Below are 18,230 nucleotides of genomic sequence, written 5' to 3'. Positions count from 1 at the left end.
CCCTCAGATAAGGTATAATAATTGTATTGTCTTTTGGGGTCGTTACGGATTCGACAGGCATTATGAGGCATATTTTGCGACTCGTGTGGCGACGTAAACGCTCAGTTAAATATAACTGCAAAAAATAACACTTCTTACGCTCTAGCTGCCTAAAAACCAGCAGGCGTGACCCGATTTGGATTGCTCGTGTTCAATGACAGGTCTTATTATTAGCGAGATACGATCAAGCTTTGTCTAGCAGTTTGATAAGAGATTTATAGACTCGCAGTTTCTAGGCTTGAGTTATGTGTCGAGAGGCTGTTAAATCAATACATAACCTATGGTTGTAGACAAATATGTTAGCAGGTGTTTGGACGTGGGTTCGACTCCCACCGGCTCCATTATATTTTAAAAAGGCGGTGGGACAGAAATCGATAGACAAAGTCTCGATTTCGTAGTCCCAACCCCGCGAGGATGATTAGGAGCTTTTTGGAGTCTAAAAGACGAACAAAAAGTTCAATCAGCTACCGCGTCAAAGTTTGATTGCTAATAAAAAGTGAGGTCGGGATCTTTTATCCCAACCTCTTTTTTGTTTGCTTAGTTTACAAGGCTCTATCTCCATATTTTAAAAATAAATAGTTAACTTTTATTTTATAGCAATCATCCTAATGATACTCGATAGGAATTCTCCACTTTAATTTCTATAATTTTCTATCATTTTAGAAATTTACTTTTTACCACTTTTCCATTAAGTAGCCCAATCAAAAAACCGTAAGAATTTCTTCTTACGGTTTTTCTGGCAATCTCATAGAATCAAGATTCTTAGATTTGCTCTATTTGAGTAATGGCTTACTCTTCTTCCTTACGTTTTTTAGAGATAAGGAGTCCTCCTGTCACTGCTGCAAGAAGTGCTAGTCCAAGTGAAGCGTTAGATTGTTTAGTACCAGTGTTTGGCAATTCTTTCGCTCCTGCTTTCTTAGCTGGTGCTTGAGCAGGTGACTCTTTAGTTGCTTCCTTAACAACTTTATTAGCTGCAATTGTTGCTACTGATCCGTCCGCAAAGGTTACAACTACTGATCCGTCATTGTTAACCTTAACATCTGTCGCAGTTGGGTTAACTTTCTTAACTTCTTCAGCTACTTTAGCTTTTTCTGCGTCTGTCAAGTTGCTTGGATCTACTACTGGAGTAAGAACTGGTACTTTAGCATTATCAGCATCTTTACCACCTACATTAACTTTACTTACTGTTACTGTAGTTGTAGCTGATGTATTTCCTGCTTCGTCTGTTGTTGTTACAGAAACTGTATCTCCAGCATTCAAACCACTAACTGGAATACTGAATTTACCATCTTTATCTGCTTTCGCTGATACTTTAGTTCCATCTGGAAGAGTAACTTCTACTGTTGAACCTGCTTCGGCTGTACCTGTTACGGCTGTGTCACCAGCCTTAACTGGGTTCACAACTGGTGCATCTGGAGCTGTGATATCAGCTTGAGTAACTGTCTTATCACCTGTAAGTGTTGCTGTTGAGCCATCTGGGAACGTTACTTTCGTTGTTCCGTCTTGACCTACTTCTGCTTTTGAGCCTGGGTTCGCTGCTTCTACGGCTTCTTTAACTTTAGCTTTTTCCGCATCAGTCAAGTTCGCTGTATCTTTAACTGGTGTCTTAGTTGATGGAGCTTGAACGCCATTTGAATCTGCAGTCTTAACAGTTTGATCACCTGTAAGTGTTGCTGTTGAGCCATCTGGGAACGTTACTTTCGTTGTTCCGTCTTGACCTACTTCTGCTTTTGAGCCTGGGTTCGCTGCTTCTACGGCTTCTTTAACTTTAGCTTTTTCCGCATCAGTCAAGTTCGCTGTATCTTTAACTGGTGTCTTAGTTGATGGAGCTTGAACGCCATTTGAATCTGCAGTCTTAACAGTTTGATCACCTGTAAGTGTTGCTGTTGAGCCATCTGGGAACGTTACTTTCGTTGTTCCGTCTTGACCTACTTCTGCTTTAGAGCCTGGGTTCGCTGCTTCTACGGCTTCTTTAACTTTAGCTTTTTCTGCATCAGTCAAGTTCGCTGTATCTTTAACTGGTGTCTTAGTTGATGGAGCTTGAATGCCGTCTGCATCTGCAGTCTTAACAGTTTGATCACCTGTAAGTGTTGCTGTTGAACCATCTGGGAACGTTACTTTCGTTGTTCCATCTTGACCTACTTCTGCTTTAGATCCTGAGTTCGTTGCTTCTACGGCTTCTTTAACTTTTACTTTTTCTGCATCAGTCAAGTTTGCTGTATCTTTAACTGGTGTCTTAGTTGATGGAACTTGAACGCCATTTGAATCTGCAGTCTTAACAGTTTGATCACCTGTAAGTGTTGCTGTTGAGCCATCTGGGAATGTTACTGTTGTTGTTCCGTCTTGACCTACCTCTGCTTTAGATCCTGGGTTCGCTGCTTCTACGGCTTCTTTAACTTTAGCTTTTTCCGCAACAGTCAAGTTCGCTGTATCTTTAACCGGTGTCTTAGTTGATGGAGCTTGAACACCATTTGCATCTGCAGTCTTAACAGTTTGATCACCTGTAAGTGTTGCTGTTGAGCCATCTGGGAACGTTACTTTCGTTGTTCCGTCTTGACCTACTTCTGCTTTAGAGCCTGGGTTCGCTGCTTCTACGGCTTCTTTAACTTTAGCTTTTTCTGCATCAGTCAAGTTCGCTGTATCTTTAACTGGTGTCTTAGTTGATGGAGCTTGAATGCCGTCTGCATCCTTAACATCACGTTTACCAACTGTTTTCTCTGTTGGAGTTGATGCATTTCCTGATGCATCTTTTGCTACGGCAGTCACTTTATCTCCAGCTTTCAAGCCGCTAACTGGAACGCTGAAGTTACCATCTTGGTCAGCTGTTGCTGATGCTTTAGTGCCATCTGGAAGGGTTACTTCTACTGTTGAACCTGCTTCAGCTGTACCTGTGACTGCTGTGTCACCTGCTTTAACTGGGTTCACAACTGGTGCTGCTGGTGCTGTCTTATCATCAGCTTTCGCTACAGTTGCTGTAGTTGGAGTTGATGTATTGTTTGAAGCGTCTTTCGCTGTAACAGAGACTGTTTGACCTTCTTCCAAGCCGCTAACTGGAACGCTGAAGTTGCCATCTTGGTCAGCTGTTGCTGATGCTTTAGTGCCATCTGGAAGGGTTACTTCTACTGTTGATCCTGCTTCAGCTGTACCTGTGACTGCTGTGTCACCTGCTTTAACTGGGTTCACAACTGGTGCATCTGGAGCTGTCTTATCATCAGCTTTCGCTACAGTTGCTGTAGTTGGAGTTGATGTATTGTTTGAAGCGTCTTTCGCTGTAACAGAGACTGTTTGACCTTCTTCCAAGCCGCTAACTGGAACGCTGAAGTTACCATCTTGGTCAGCTGTTGCTGATGCTTTAGTGCCATCTGGAAGAGTGACTTCTACTGTTGAACCTGCTTCAGCTGTACCGGTTACTGCTGTGTCACCTGCTTTAACTGGGTTCACAACTGGTGCATCTGGAGCTGTCTTATCATCAGCTTTCGCTACAGTTGCTGTAGTTGGAGTTGATGTATTGTTTGAAGCGTCTTTCGCTGTAACAGAGACTGTTTGACCTTCTTCCAAGCCGCTAACTGGAACGCTGAAGTTGCCATCTTGGTCAGCTGTTGCTGAGGCTTTGGTGCCATCTAGAAGGGTTACTTCGACGGTTGATCCTGCTTCGGCTGTACCTGTGACTGCTGTGTCACCTGCTTTAACTGGGTTCACAACTGGTGCATCTGGAGCTGTCTTATCATCAGCTTTCGCTACAGTTGCTGTAGTTGGAGTTGATGTATTGTTTGAAGCGTCTTTCGCTGTAACAGAGACTGTTTGACCTTCTTCCAAGCCGCTAACTGGAACGCTGAAGTTACCATCTTGGTCAGCTGTTGCTGAGGCTTTAGTGCCATCTGGAAGGGTTACTTCTACTGTTGAACCAGCTTCGGCTGTTCCTGTTACTGCTGTGTCACCTGCTTTAACTGGGTTCACAACTGGTGCATCTGGAGCTGTCTTATCATCAGCTTTCGCTACAGTTGCTGTAGTTGGAGTTGATGTATTGTTTGAAGCGTCTTTCGCTGTAACAGAGACTGTTTGACCTTCTTCCAAGCCGCTAACTGGAACGCTGAAGTTGCCATCTTGGTCAGCTGTTGCTGAGGCTTTAGTGCCATCTGGAAGGGTTACTTCTACTGTTGAACCAGCTTCGGCTGTTCCTGTTACTGCTGTGTCACCTGCTTTAACTGGGTTCACAACTGGTGCTGCTGGAGCTGTCTTATCATCAGCTTTCGCTACAGTTGCTGTAGTTGGAGTTGATGTATTGTTTGAAGCGTCTTTCGCTGTAACAGAGACTGTTTGACCTTCTTCCAAGCCGCTAACTGGAACGCTGAAGTTACCATCTTGGTCAGCTGTTGCTGATGCTTTAGTGCCATCTGGAAGAGTGACTTCTACTGTTGAACCTGCTTCAGCTGTACCGGTTACTGCTGTGTCACCTGCTTTAACTGGGTTCACAACTGGTGCTGCTGGAGCTGTCTTATCATCAGCTTTCGCTACAGTTGCTGTAGTTGGAGTTGATGTATTGTTTGAAGCGTCTTTCGCTGTAACAGAGACTGTTTGACCTTCTTCCAAGCCGCTAACTGGAACGCTGAAGTTACCATCTTGGTCAGCTGTTGCTGATGCTTTAGTGCCATCTGGAAGAGTGACTTCTACTGTTGAACCTGCTTCAGCTGTACCGGTTACTGCTGTGTCACCTGCTTTAACTGGGTTCACAACTGGTGCATCTGGAGCTGTCTTATCATCAGCTTTCGCTACAGTTGCTGTAGTTGGAGTTGATGTATTGTTTGAAGCGTCTTTCGCTGTAACAGAGACTGTTTGACCTTCTTCCAAGCCGCTAACTGGAACGCTGAAGTTACCATCTTGGTCAGCTGTTGCTGATGCTTTAGTGCCATCTGGAAGAGTGACTTCTACTGTTGAACCTGCTTCAGCTGTACCGGTTACTGCTGTGTCACCTGCTTTAACTGGGTTCACAACTGGTGCATCTGGAGCTGTCTTATCATCAGCTTTCGCTACAGTTGCTGTAGTTGGAGTTGATGTATTGTTTGAAGCATCTTTCGCTGTAACAGAGACGGTTTGACCTTCTTCCAAGCCACTTACTGGAACGCTGAAGTTGCCATCTTGGTCAGCTGTTGCTGAGGCTTTAGTGCCATCTGGAAGGGTTACTTCTACTGTTGAACCTGCTTCGGCTGTTCCTGTTACTGCTGTGTCACCTGCTTTAACTGGGTTCACAACTGGTGCTGCTGGAGCTGTCTTATCATCAGCTTTCGCTACAGTTGCTGTAGTTGGAGTTGATGTATTGTTTGAAGCGTCTTTCGCTGTAACAGAGACTGTTTGACCTTCTTCCAAGCCGCTAACTGGAACGCTGAAGTTACCATCTTGGTCAGCTGTTGCTGATGCTTTAGTGCCATCTGGAAGGGTTACTTCTACTGTTGAACCTGCTTCAGCTGTACCGGTTACTGCTGTGTCACCTGCTTTAACTGGGTTCACAACTGGTGCTGCTGGAGCTGTCTTATCATCAGCTTTCGCTACAGTTGCTGTAGTTGGAGTTGATGTATTGTTTGAAGCGTCTTTCGCTGTAACAGAGACTGTTTGACCTTCTTCCAAGCCGCTAACTGGAACGCTGAAGTTACCATCTTGGTCAGCTGTTGCTGATGCTTTAGTGCCATCTGGAAGGGTTACTTCTACTGTTGATCCTGCTTCAGCTGTACCGGTTACTGCTGTGTCACCTGCTTTAACTGGGTTCACAACTGGTGCTGCTGGAGCTGTCTTATCATCAGCTTTCGCTACAGTTGCTGTAGTTGGAGTTGATGTATTGTTTGAAGCGTCTTTCGCTGTAACAGAGACTGTTTGACCTTCTTCCAAGCCGCTAACTGGAACGCTGAAGTTACCATCTTGGTCAGCTGTTGCTGATGCTTTAGTGCCATCTGGAAGAGTGACTTCTACTGTTGAACCTGCTTCAGCTGTACCGGTTACTGCTGTGTCACCTGCTTTAACTGGGTTCACAACTGGTGCTGCTGGAGCTGTCTTATCATCAGCTTTCGCTACAGTTGCTGTAGTTGGAGTTGATGTATTGTTTGAAGCGTCTTTCGCTGTAACAGAGACTGTTTGACCTTCTTCCAAGCCGCTAACTGGAACGCTGAAGTTACCATCTTGGTCAGCTGTTGCTGATGCTTTAGTGCCATCTGGAAGAGTGACTTCTACTGTTGAACCTGCTTCAGCTGTACCGGTTACTGCTGTGTCACCTGCTTTAACTGGGTTCACAACTGGTGCATCTGGAGCTGTCTTATCATCAGCTTTCGCTACAGTTGCTGTAGTTGGAGTTGATGTATTGTTTGAAGCGTCTTTCGCTGTAACAGAGACTGTTTGACCTTCTTCCAAGCCGCTAACTGGAACGCTGAAGTTGCCATCTTGGTCAGCTGTTGCTGATGCTTTAGTGCCATCTGGAAGAGTGACTTCTACTGTTGAACCTGCTTCAGCTGTACCGGTTACTGCTGTGTCACCTGCTTTAACTGGGTTCACAACTGGTGCATCTGGAGCTGTCTTATCATCAGCTTTCGCTACAGTTGCTGTAGTTGGAGTTGATGTATTGTTTGAAGCATCTTTCGCTGTAACAGAGACGGTTTGACCTTCTTCCAAGCCACTTACTGGAACGCTGAAGTTGCCATCTTGGTCAGCTGTTGCTGAGGCTTTAGTGCCATCTGGAAGGGTTACTTCTACTGTTGAACCTGCTTCGGCTGTTCCTGTTACTGCTGTGTCACCTGCTTTAACTGGGTTCACAACTGGTGCTGCTGGAGCTGTCTTATCATCAGCTTTCGCTACAGTTGCTGTAGTTGGAGTTGATGTATTGTTTGAAGCGTCTTTCGCTGTAACAGAGACTGTTTGACCTTCTTCCAAGCCGCTAACTGGAACGCTGAAGTTACCATCTTGGTCAGCTGTTGCTGAGGCTTTAGTGCCATCTGGAAGGGTTACTTCTACTGTTGATCCTGCTTCGGCTGTACCGGTTACGGCTGTGTCACCAGCCTTAACTGGGTTCACAACTGGTGCATCTGGAGCTGTCTTATCATCAGCTTCCTTAACAGTCTTATCGCCTGTAAGAGTTGCTGTTGATCCATCTGGGAACGTTACGGTTGCTGATCCATCGTTTCCTACTTCAACCTTAGTTGCTGTTGGGTTAGCGTCTTCTACTGCTTTCTTAACGGCATCTTTTTCTGGTTGAGTTAAGGCTGATGTGTTTTGAACTGGTGTCTTAGCAGCTGGTTCTTGAACACCTTTAGAATCTGCTTCCTTAACAGTCTTATCGCCTGTAAGAGTTGCTGTTGATCCATCTGGGAACGTTACGGTCGCTGATCCATCGTTTCCTACTTCAACCTTAGTTGCTGTTGGGTTAGCGTCTTCTACTGCTTTCTTAACGGCATCTTTTTCTGGTTGAGTTAAGGCTGATGTGTTTTGAACTGGTGTCTTAGCAGCTGGTTCTTGAACACCTTTAGAATCTGCTTCCTTAACAGTCTTATCGCCTGTAAGAGTTGCTGTTGATCCATCTGGGAACGTTACGGTCGCTGATCCATCGTTTCCTACTTCAACCTTAGTTGCTGTTGGGTTAGCGTCTTCTACTGCTTTCTTAACGGCATCTTTTTCTGGTTGAGTTAAGGCTGATGTGTTTTGAACTGGTGTCTTAGCAGCTGGTTCTTGAACACCTTTAGAATCTGCTTCCTTAACAGTCTTATCGCCTGTAAGAGTTGCTGTTGATCCATCTGGGAACGTTACGGTCGCTGATCCATCGTTTCCTACTTCAACCTTAGTTGCTGTTGGGTTAGCGTCTTCTACTGCTTTCTTAACGGCATCTTTTTCTGGTTGAGTTAAGGCTGATGTGTTTTGAACTGGTGTCTTAGCAGCTGGTTCTTGAACACCTTTAGAATCTGCTTCCTTAACAGTCTTATCGCCTGTAAGAGTTGCTGTTGATCCATCTGGGAACGTTACGGTCGCTGATCCATCGTTTCCTACTTCAACCTTAGTTGCTGTTGGGTTAGCGTCTTCTACTGCTTTCTTAACGGCATCTTTTTCTGGTTGAGTTAAGGCTGATGTGTTTTGAACTGGTGTCTTAGCAGCTGGTTCTTGAACACCTTTAGAATCTGCTTCCTTAACAGTCTTATCGCCTGGAAGGCTTGCTGTTGATCCATCTGGGAACGTTACGGTTGCTGATCCATCGTTTCCTACTTCAACTTTCGTTGCACTTGGGTTCGCTGTTTCTACTGCTTTCTTAACGGCATCTTTTTCTGGTTGAGTTAAGGCTGATGTGTTTTGAACTGGTGTCTTAGCAGCTGGTTCTTGAACGCCCTTAGAATCTGCTTCCTTAACAGTCTTAGCGCCTGGAAGGGTTGCTGTTGTGCCATCTGGGAACGTTACTGTTGTGTCACCATTGTCGCCTACTTCAACTTTCGTTGCACTTGGGTTCGCTGTTTCTACTGCTTTCTTAACGGCATCTTTTTCTGGTTGAGTTAAGGCTGATGTGTTTTGAACTGGTGTCTTAGCAGCTGGTTCTTGAACGCCCTTAGAATCTGCTTCCTTAACAGTCTTAGCGCCTGGAAGGGTTGCTGTTGTGCCATCTGGGAACGTTACTGTTGTGTCACCATTGTCGCCTACTTCAACTTTCGTTGCACTTGGGTTCGCTGTTTCTACTGCTTTCTTAACGGCATCTTTTTCTGGTTGAGTTAAGGCTGATGTGTTTTGAACTGGTGTCTTAGCAGCTGGTTCTTGAACGCCCTTAGAATCTGCTTCCTTAACAGTTTGTGCTGGTGTCAATTTAGCTGTTGATCCATTTGAGTAAGTTAATGTTGTTGAACCATCATTTCCAACTACTACTGTTGTCGCATCTGGGTTAGCCGTTCTTACTGCTGCTTCCACAGCTTGTTTTTCTGGCGTAGTTAAGGCTGATGTATTCTTAACTGGTGTTACTGTAGGTGCAGTTGGTACAATTTTGAATACTGAGTCTGCTGGAATGACATCTGTACTTCCATCCTTGTAAGTAACCTTAACATTAGTACCATCTACAGAAACACTTTCGATCTTGTCGCTGAAAGTTGGGTTAGCATCTTTAACAGCTTTTTCAATAGCACTCGCTTCTGGAACAGCACTTGCTGTAATAGGTGTTGATGGCGCTACTGCAGTATACTTGAACGTTTGTGGTTTCCACATAAAACGGATACGCCCGAGTTGTCCTGGTGTAGTCGCATCACCAACATGTTCATAACCTGTATTACCCGCCGCATCTTCAGCAAAGAGGTAACGAGTGAATTGTCCGTTACTTTCTGTGTAAGTGTTTTTAGGAACTTCACCAGTTACGCGAACGATAGCTGGAGTTGACTCTGTAGCAGGAGTTTCTACATGAATACCTTCACTCTTAAGATACAAACCACCTCTAGTTCTACCGTTTAAGAAGGTAGTGTCTTCTGCACCAAGCCCACTACGGTTATCTTGTGGCAAAGCTAGATAAGCTTTTACAATCTTACCTGAATTATCAGTTACCTTTAGCTCAATATTATTTTCTTCACCAGAGTAAACATAAATGGCTTGTGTCGCAGGATCATCATATGGAATGTGCAAGGTCGGACGAACATTCTCTTTTACAGTTACAGTTGTGGCATCTGATTTGTTGTCAGCAGCATCTGTTGCTGTAACACTAATTGTATCTCCTTCATTTAAACCTGAAACTGGGATAGTGAAGCTTCCATCTGCACCTGCTGTTGCAGTTGCTTTACTACCATTTGGTAATGTAGCTTCTACTTTAGAATTAGCTTCTGCTGTACCAGTAATACTAGTAGCACCTGCCTTAACGGCGTTTACAGTTGGTGCTGCTGGTGGTGTTGTGTCAGGTTTTGCTTCTACATTAATTTCTTTCCACCCAGTTGGACTTGAGTATTTAGTTTCTTTAATATTTGAAATGACCTTAGCTTTACCTGCTTGGATTTTATCCTTCATTTCAAGAACAACTGTATCAAAGAAACCATCACTAGAGTATGAGGTAACAACTGCTTTTGATTCGTCTTTTGAAGTCCATGCCCCAGGAATTGAATCGCGTTTAATAGCTACTTCACTTCTACCATTGTTTGCATTAGGGTAATCAAAGTAAGTAATTCCTGCATCATGAGGGACTTTTAATGTAACTGTCGTAGTTTCCGCAACAATACTTTGTTGATCTTTTGAATCAGTTGAAGGTTGCACACTTGATTCACCAAGTGCAACATCTACTGCTGCTTCTTCACTTTCACTGACACCTATTTTTTGTGTAACTACTAAACTGTTTTTTGGAACTAATTGATCTTGTGTCGTTACATTACTATTTAATCCAGTTGGAAGTGTCGCTGTCCACTTACCGTTACTTTCTACTGTTACGTTGTCTACAACTGTGTTTCCTGCAACTTTAATATTAATAGTTGCACCAGGTGTTCCTGTCCCTGATAATGTATTATCAGTTGATTTAATACCTCCATTTCGCAGCATACCACCATCTGAAGGTAATGTTTTAGTTACCTCTGGAGTAGGCACTGCAAATACATACTTCAGTAACTGTCCACCACTTCTAAGTGTTACAGTGTTGGCTCCCGAGTTATATGTTTCTGCTCTATCAGAATTAACTTCCTTAAGTGTATAGCCTTTAGCTGTTATTTTCGTAATAGCTTTTTGTACTGCTTCGATATTACTCAAATTAACAACTTGATCTCTATCTCCTGGGATCGCACTACTTGCTGCGAGCTCATTACCCGCTTCATCATAGAAGGCTACTTGTACAATTTGTGGTGCAGTAAACACAAATTTTTCAATTTGTACACGTTGCAAGTTGGTACCCGAACCCGTACTTCCTAAGAATGACAACGCATAAGTTGCATTTGAGTTGTTAAGAGCAGTCTTAGCAGTTGGTTCCATGATTGAAGCATTCGCAGTCTTCAAATTAGTTGACCATTTTTCAGAACCGTAAGTTACAATAAACTCTTTTGATTGACCTTTATATTCAATTTTAAAGTCTACCCATTGGCCACTTGGAGCTGGATTTAGAGCTTTTGCTGCTGAGCTACTTGTCGTTACCCTACCAGCATTATTTGATGAGTAGAATGAACCGAAGGCATTACTTCTCCATGCATTTCCACCATATCTTGGATCGGCTGATGCATTTTGGTTAGCATTTGGGTTAGAAGTGTTGTGCCATGAGTCTAGTTTGAAACCAAAGGCATTTTTGATAGTACCCATACCAATAGACGCTCCAGATTGTCCAATAGTATCTACCTTACCTGTATGGAAGACGAAACCGACTCCATCACCACCTGGACGACCAGCTACAGTATGACCTTCGTATTTATCACCAATATCTACCTTACCAGTAAAGGTGAAGTCTTCCTTAGGATCAATTTTAAAACGAAGGTAAGCACTACCAACTTGACCAGATACATCATCTGTTAATTTAATTGTGCCTGACGTTTCATCATAATTTGCCGTACCACCTTCTTTAAAGAAACTATCAAAGTTATCTTTCGTTACTGTAACACGATCAAGTCTCGATTCATCAACTGCACGTGATGTTCCTTCAGAAGTCGCACGTTTGTTTCTGACTTTAGGAGTTTCTGAAGAATCTGTAGTTTCTTCAGATGCTGCTTCAGTTGTTGTTTCAACTGTTGCTTCAGTAACTTCCTTCACACTTGCCACTGCTTGAGTCAAACGTTCAACACTTTGGTTGACTTGTTCTTGGCTTGCAGTTCCGTTCGCAACTAATGCTTCTGCTTCTGCAATTGCAGCTGCTACTTCAGCTTTAACTGATGCTTCTTGACCATCCAAATTTTTAGCTTTAGCTTGTGCCAAAACAGCTTCTAGTTGAGATTTGTCAGCTGAAACTGCAGTTGTTGCTGAATTTGCTTCTACTGTTTCAGTCGCAACTGGGCTAGTTGCAGCTGGTGCCGTATAGGTCGGCACCTCTGCAGTAGGTTCAGCTTGTGTTGTTGAAGTTGTAGTTTCTGCCTTAGCTTCTACACTGTCAGCATGGACTGCTGGAGTAGCTAAAGTCGCTCCAACTGCAAAGACTAGCGAACAACCAAACAAGAAATGTTTTCCTTTTTTGATCATTCGCCAGTTCTTTTGTTCCGCATTTTTACGGTTAAAATACATCGCGTATTCCCCTTTTTTATAATTATTATAGTGTTTTTTGCACACTGATTTATTATACGTTATTTACTTAAATATTTCAAATTATTTGATTTCTTTTTTCAAACGAACCATTTTATATAAATATATCACTAAAATCCTTTACATTTTGTGGATTTAGGTGCTTTTAAACCGTAATTTGATAATATTTGACATTAATAGGATGATAACAAAATGTGAAAAAATCTTGAAAATATCAATCACTTTAATTCTCTTTTACTTTTTTTGTTTCTTATATCTTTTATTTTAATTCATTTGTAAATATTTACTTGTTTTTTATAAAATGTCAATTTGTTCTTATTTTTAAAAATTATGAACTTTTTCTATTTAACATCGAAATAATATTCACTCCATAAAAAAGGCGGTGGGACAGAAATCGATAGACAAAGTCTCGATTTCGTAGTCCCAGCCCCGCGAGGATGATTAGGAGCTTTTTGAGTCCAAAAGGCGAACAAAAAGTTCAATCAGCTACCACGTCAAAGTTTGATTCCTAATAAAAAAAGAGGTCGGGATCTTTTGTCCCAACCTCCAGTATATAAAATTATTTAGCTTCAAATCCTTCAGCAACTGCTTCCGCAAAGTTTTCTTCAACGATACTTGCACAGTGGTCACAGATGATTGCATGGTAGTGACGTTCTGCTGTTGTTGGATCTATGCGACGGCAACGGTCACACACTTCACCAGATGCACGTTCTACAGTGAAAGCTACATCTTCAAAGGCTACTGCACCTTCTGGAGCTGCACCTTCTGCGATAGTCAATTCTGAGACGATCAAAAGTTGAGCAACATTGCTATCAACAGCTCCAAGAAGAGTTCTCACAACTTCGTTTGGATAAACTGTCAAATGAGCTTCAAGGGATTTACCGATGACTTTAGCATTACGAGCTTCTTCCAAGGCTTTTTGAGCTTGACCACGGAAGTCCATGAAGGCTGCCCATGTGTCCAAGATTTCCTCTTGGTTAGCAAATGTTTGAGCTTCTGGCAATTCTGACAATTGAACAAAGTCTTCGACTTCAAACTCAAGGTATGACCAGATTTCTTCCGCAGTGTGAGGAAGGATTGGAGTCAAGAGTTTGGTAATTTTTACAAGGATATCGTAGAAGACAGTTTGCATTTGACGGCGTTCCAATGATTTGGCTCCTTCGATGTAGACAACATCTTTGGCAAAATCAAGGTAGAAGGCTGACAAGTCAACATTGATAAAGTTAACAAGTGCTTTATAGATTGTCAAAAATTCAAAGTTAGCATAAGCATCACGAATTGTCTCAACAAGTTGGTTAAAGCGAATGGTCATGTACTTGTCTACTGAACGAAGCTCTTCGTAAGCAACTGCATCCTCAGCTGGATTAAAGTCCGATGTGTTAGCAATCAAGAAACGAAGAGTGTTACGGATCTTACGGTAAGTTTCAGAAACTTGGCTCAAGATATCCATAGAGATACGCACGTCATTGCTTGAGTCAACACTGGTTACCCAGAGACGCAAGATTTCCGCACCAAATTGTTTTTCAACATCGCTTGGAGCAATGGTATTTCCAAGAGATTTAGACATCTTCTCACCTTTACCGTCAAGGGCAAAACCTTGTGACAAGATTTGTTTGTATGGTGCAACCCCATGGTTAGCCACAGATGTGATGAGTGATGAGTTAAACCAACCACGGTATTGGTCAGAACCTTCAAGATAAAGATCTGCTGGATATTTAAGTTCTGGACGGTTAACCACGACACCATTCCATGATGAACCCGAGTCGAACCAAACGTCCATGATATCTGTTTCTTTCTTGAACTCGCCATTTGGTGAACCTGGATGGGTAAATCCTTCCGGCAAGAGGTCTTTGGCATCACGTTCCCACCAGATGATGGAACCATGCTCTTCAAAGAGTTGAGCTACATGCTCAATGGTTTCAGCTGTCATGATTGGTGTGCCGTCTTCTGCATAGAAGATCGGAAGTGGAACACCCCAAGCACGTTGACGAGAGATAACCCAGTCACCACGGTCACGAATCATGTTGTAAAGACGGACTTTACCCCATTCTGAATGGAATTTCACTTTTTCAATTTCATCCAAGATTTCTTGGCGGAATTTAGATACAGAAGCAAACCATTGAGGCACTGCACGCCAGATGATTGGTTTTTTCGTACGCCAGTCAAATGGGTATGAGTGAGAGATTTCTTCTTGAGCAAGAAGGAGGTTGCCTAGTTTCTCGATAACAGTTGGAACCACCTTGTCATAGAATTGACCTTCGAACTCAGCGCCAGCATTAGCCATCATGATTCCGCGTTCGTTAACTGTCACAGCAACTTCAAGACCATTAGCCACACCAACATTGTAGTCGTCCTCACCAAAACCTGGGGCTGTATGGACGATACCAGTACCTGAGTCTGTTGTAACGTGGTCACCAAGGATAACAAGTTCATCTACTGCAGTATCCCATGGGTGTTCTGTCACGATGTGGTTCAATTCTGAACCACGGTATGTAGCCAAAACTTGAACATCCGCCCAACCAAATTTTTCAGACAAGCTGTTCAACAATTCAGCAGCAACCACAAACTTACGAGCTTCACCAGCAGGTTGTACCAAAACGTAATCAATATCCGCACCAACAGTCAAACCACGAGAAGCAGTGATGGTGAATGGAGTTGTTGTCCAAACGACGATATAAGTATCTGTATCAAGAACACCTTTGCCATCTTTAACCTTGTTGGCATAGTAAAGTGATGTTGATACCAAGTCATGGTATTCAATTTCCGCTTCAGCAAGTGCTGACTCAGATGACCAAGACCAGTAAACTGGCTTAGCACCACGGTAGATGTAGCCCTTGTTAGCCATCTCACCGAAGACACGGATTTGCGCTGCTTCATAATCAGGTGTCAAAGTTACATATGGATTTTCCCAGTCACCAGAAACACCTAAACGTTTGAAGTCTTCGCGTTGTTTATCTACTTGAGAAAGAGCGTATTCACGGCAAAGTTTCAAGTATTCAACCAAATCCATCTCTTTGCGTTTGACACCTTGTTTGGCCAAAACTTGCTCGATTGGCAGACCATGTGTATCCCAACCTGGGATGTATGGTGCGTAAAATCCTGACATAGATTTAGAACGAACAATGATATCTTTTGAAATCTTGTTCATAGCATGACCAACGTGGATATTTCCGTTAGCGTACGGAGGTCCATCATGAAGAGTGAAGTGAGGTTTCCCTTCATTCAACTCTTGACGACGTTGATACAATTTTGCTTCTTCCCACTCTTTTTGCCAGACTGGCTCTTTGGTTGGAAGTCCTGCACGCATTGGGAAATCTGTTTTCCCTAGATTTAAAGTTTCTTTGAGTTTCATGATATCTCCTTTATGATATAGACAAAATAAAAACCACGACTCGCTAAAAAGGACGAAAATCGTGGTACCACCTTTGTTCGGAAAAAGAACTAGTCTTTCTCCCTCTTTTCCCGTAACGTGGGCAACGTCAAATCTTACTAACTTCAGACTTGATAACTTGAGAGGATAATCTCATCAACAGGGATTGTAGGACTTCCACCATCTCCTACTCGCTGAAAATATGTTAAATTAGATCTTGTTCTCAGATTTTCTTTCTTATAAAAGATTAATAGATTCTGTCAAGGGTGTTTGTTGAGAATCTTCTTGGTTTGAAGAATCAACTTCTTCTACTACTGAGCTAGCAGTAGCTGGCTTTTCTTCTTTTTGTGATTCAGCCAATTCTCTATTAGCTGCTTCAATGCGGGCTTGGAGCTCTGCTACTTCCTCAGGTGAAAACTGACGGGTCATATCAATCGGCTCTTCATCCTGATAGGTAGAAACATCTTCACCCAAAACTTCTCCAACAACTTCTTTAAAGGCTTCGTCACTTGTTTGAAGGTAAGTTGCTGTTGGACGCAAAATTTCTTCCCAGTCAGAAGAGTCTACAATAGCTAATTGACTCTCAATCGTAGATTTCAAACGTTGATGGAAGACACGGCTCTTATTCTTCAATTCTTCCGTCTCTACAGCAACCTTCTTAGCATTATCTGTAGCTTGACGCAAGATTTCATTAGCCTTATACTTAGCCTCATCAAGCAGACGCTGGGCATCTTGTTCAGCCTGTTTAAGGATATTTTGAGAGCGTTCATTAGCAGCTTGTTTGACACGTTCTGCAGTATCTTGAGCAATCAATACAGACTGGCTCAATGACTCCTTAATCTCATCAAAATAAGACAAACGTTCCTCTAAATTTTTAATGTGTTGTTCTTTTTCGTGATTGCTACGAACAAGTGTTTCATAGTCACGAACAACAATATCTAGAAATTCATCAACTTCTTCAGGATTAAAACCTCTGAATTTGGTACTAAAGGTTTTATCCTTGATTTCTAACGATGTAATTGGCATATTTTCCCCTCACTTACTTAATAATAGTTGAACTATCAATTTTTTCTTATCTTTTTTAGTCTGGCCATTTTCTTTGAGTAAGATCATTCGTCCAAAGCGTCTGACACTTACTAAATCACCAATCTGAACCTGATAATCAGATTTTTCAACCAGATGGTAATTTACCTGAACATATTTTCTTTCTAATAAATCGGCTGTCTGGGAGCGAGATAATTTCAGAACATTCGATAAGAAGGCATCCAAGCGCATGCTCGGAACTAAAACTTCTCTTTCCTGATAGTCATTTTTGGATTCTAATAATTCTTCAAAAGGCCTTACTTCTAGTTTTACAGGTAATCTAGCAACCTTTTGAATTCCATCCTGGAAGAGGGAAACAAATTTCCGGTCCACAATGATTTGCGCTCTATTCTCCGTTACTAATATATCACCAAATAACTTGCGATCAATTCCCAGACGATTCAGAACGGTTCCTAAAATCTTGGAATGAGTCAATTGGTCAAACTTACTAGAATAAACAATCTCGAGTAATTCCATTTCAAAATCCGCCAAAGTCGGTACGAAATAATCTGGTGCAAGAAGCACACGACTATACTCGCTAGGTACAAAATCATTGCTTGAAAAAACTTGAATCCCTTGATGATTCCCCAATGTCTTTAAAATAAAGACCTGATGGGGATTGATAAAGGGAGTTAGGATGGGAGCGTAGTGCTCTTCGACCTGCCTAAGCCACTCCAATCCTTTATCAATGAAAGGAATATCCTCGACTGAGAAATGCTGATAAATATCTTTTCTCATGCTAGTATATAAAGAAAACGGATCAAATAGTTTCCAAGTAAATGAACTAAAATGACAGCCACCCAAACTGAAAAATCAATACCACCAATACTTAGGGGCAGACGTCTCAAGGGTTGAAGGATCGGTTTGACTAAGCTAGTCAACAAACGACCTAGTGCTGTATCATAGGCATTGGGAAACCAAGATAATAGAGCAAAAGCTACAAGTATCCATGAATAGATAGTTGCAGCATTCTGAATAAAACGAATTAGAAAAATCATTACTTCACTCGATTTCTCTTCATATCAAAATCAAACTCTTCGCCATGACTTCCATCAGGTAAGCGAATGTCTTCAATATTAACAACAACTCCTACTGGTGTCAAAAGGTACATAGTATTTGCGACTTTCCTTAATTCACCAGCCAGCACATAACGAGCACCATCTAAGTAATCTAGACAACGACGCGCTTGTACTTCAGTCATATATTGGAAATCAATTAGAATACTTTCATTTCCTGTTAACAAATCAACAATATCAGTTGCATCTTCGTAGCGGCGAGGATAACGAACAGCAATGGTTACCTTTTCTGCACCTCGGTGACTCTGCATCGCCAATTCTTGTTGACGAGCGTGAAGACGGGTAATATTTTTTTCTTTCGAATTCACTTGTGAAGGTTGTGGTAACTGTTGAGCTCGTGGAAGTTCTTCCTTTGGAGCCGAAACTGAAGTTAAGGTTTGTTCAGACTTTAACTCAGCAACGTTCGGTGCCACCTCTTCTCCATCTTCAGTGAAATAATCTATAAACTTATCAAATTTATCTTTTAGTGACATGGT

The 18,230-nt window shown here is 42.3% G+C and carries 6 protein-coding genes and 1 other RNA gene; 1 reads left to right on the top strand and 6 read right to left on the bottom strand.

The genetic code is table 11. The features are described from left to right. The first annotated feature begins 35 nt into the window (after nucleotides 1-35). Nucleotides 36-383: a transfer-messenger RNA gene (ssrA, locus tag AAFQ93_RS03675) on the top strand. Between the two features lie 445 nt (nucleotides 384-828). Here the strand turns inward: ssrA and AAFQ93_RS03670 are convergent. The 6 genes from AAFQ93_RS03670 to AAFQ93_RS03645 all read right to left on the bottom strand — a co-directional run bounded on the left by AAFQ93_RS03670 (nucleotide 829) and on the right by AAFQ93_RS03645 (nucleotide 18,227). Next, nucleotides 829-12,165: an Ig-like domain-containing protein gene (locus tag AAFQ93_RS03670; RefSeq protein ID WP_375555649.1), complete on the bottom strand. Its 11,337-nt coding sequence runs from the start codon at nucleotides 12,163-12,165 to the stop codon at nucleotides 829-831. Between the two features lie 619 nt (nucleotides 12,166-12,784). Further along, the gene (gene ileS / locus AAFQ93_RS03665; RefSeq protein WP_375555648.1) at nucleotides 12,785-15,577 is read right to left on the bottom strand and encodes an isoleucine--tRNA ligase; all 2,793 of its coding nucleotides are present in this window, start codon (nucleotides 15,575-15,577) and stop codon (nucleotides 12,785-12,787) included. 255 nt (nucleotides 15,578-15,832) lie between these two features. Continuing rightward, complete coding sequence (locus AAFQ93_RS03660; RefSeq protein WP_223140561.1) at nucleotides 15,833-16,621, bottom strand: DivIVA domain-containing protein; 789 nt, start codon at nucleotides 16,619-16,621, stop codon at nucleotides 15,833-15,835. 9 nt (nucleotides 16,622-16,630) lie between these two features. Beyond that, nucleotides 16,631-17,416, bottom strand: a complete 786-nt coding sequence (locus AAFQ93_RS03655) for an RNA-binding protein (RefSeq protein ID WP_223140560.1) — start codon at nucleotides 17,414-17,416, stop codon at nucleotides 16,631-16,633. Then, nucleotides 17,413-17,676: a YggT family protein gene (locus AAFQ93_RS03650; RefSeq protein WP_000576492.1), complete on the bottom strand. Its 264-nt coding sequence runs from the start codon at nucleotides 17,674-17,676 to the stop codon at nucleotides 17,413-17,415. The genes AAFQ93_RS03655 and AAFQ93_RS03650 overlap by 4 nt, the downstream gene beginning before the upstream one ends. Continuing rightward, nucleotides 17,676-18,227, bottom strand: coding sequence for a cell division protein SepF (locus AAFQ93_RS03645; RefSeq protein ID WP_223140559.1), 552 nt, complete (start codon nucleotides 18,225-18,227; stop codon nucleotides 17,676-17,678). The genes AAFQ93_RS03650 and AAFQ93_RS03645 overlap by 1 nt, the downstream gene beginning before the upstream one ends. Between the last annotated feature and the right edge of the window lie 3 nt (nucleotides 18,228-18,230).

This window comes from Streptococcus nidrosiense (assembly GCF_042140045.1).
In the GTDB taxonomy this organism is placed as follows: Bacteria; Bacillota; Bacilli; order Lactobacillales; family Streptococcaceae; genus Streptococcus; species Streptococcus nidrosiense.
The sequence above is the reverse complement of the archived record's forward strand: the minus strand, read 5'-3'. Positions and strand labels throughout refer to the sequence as shown.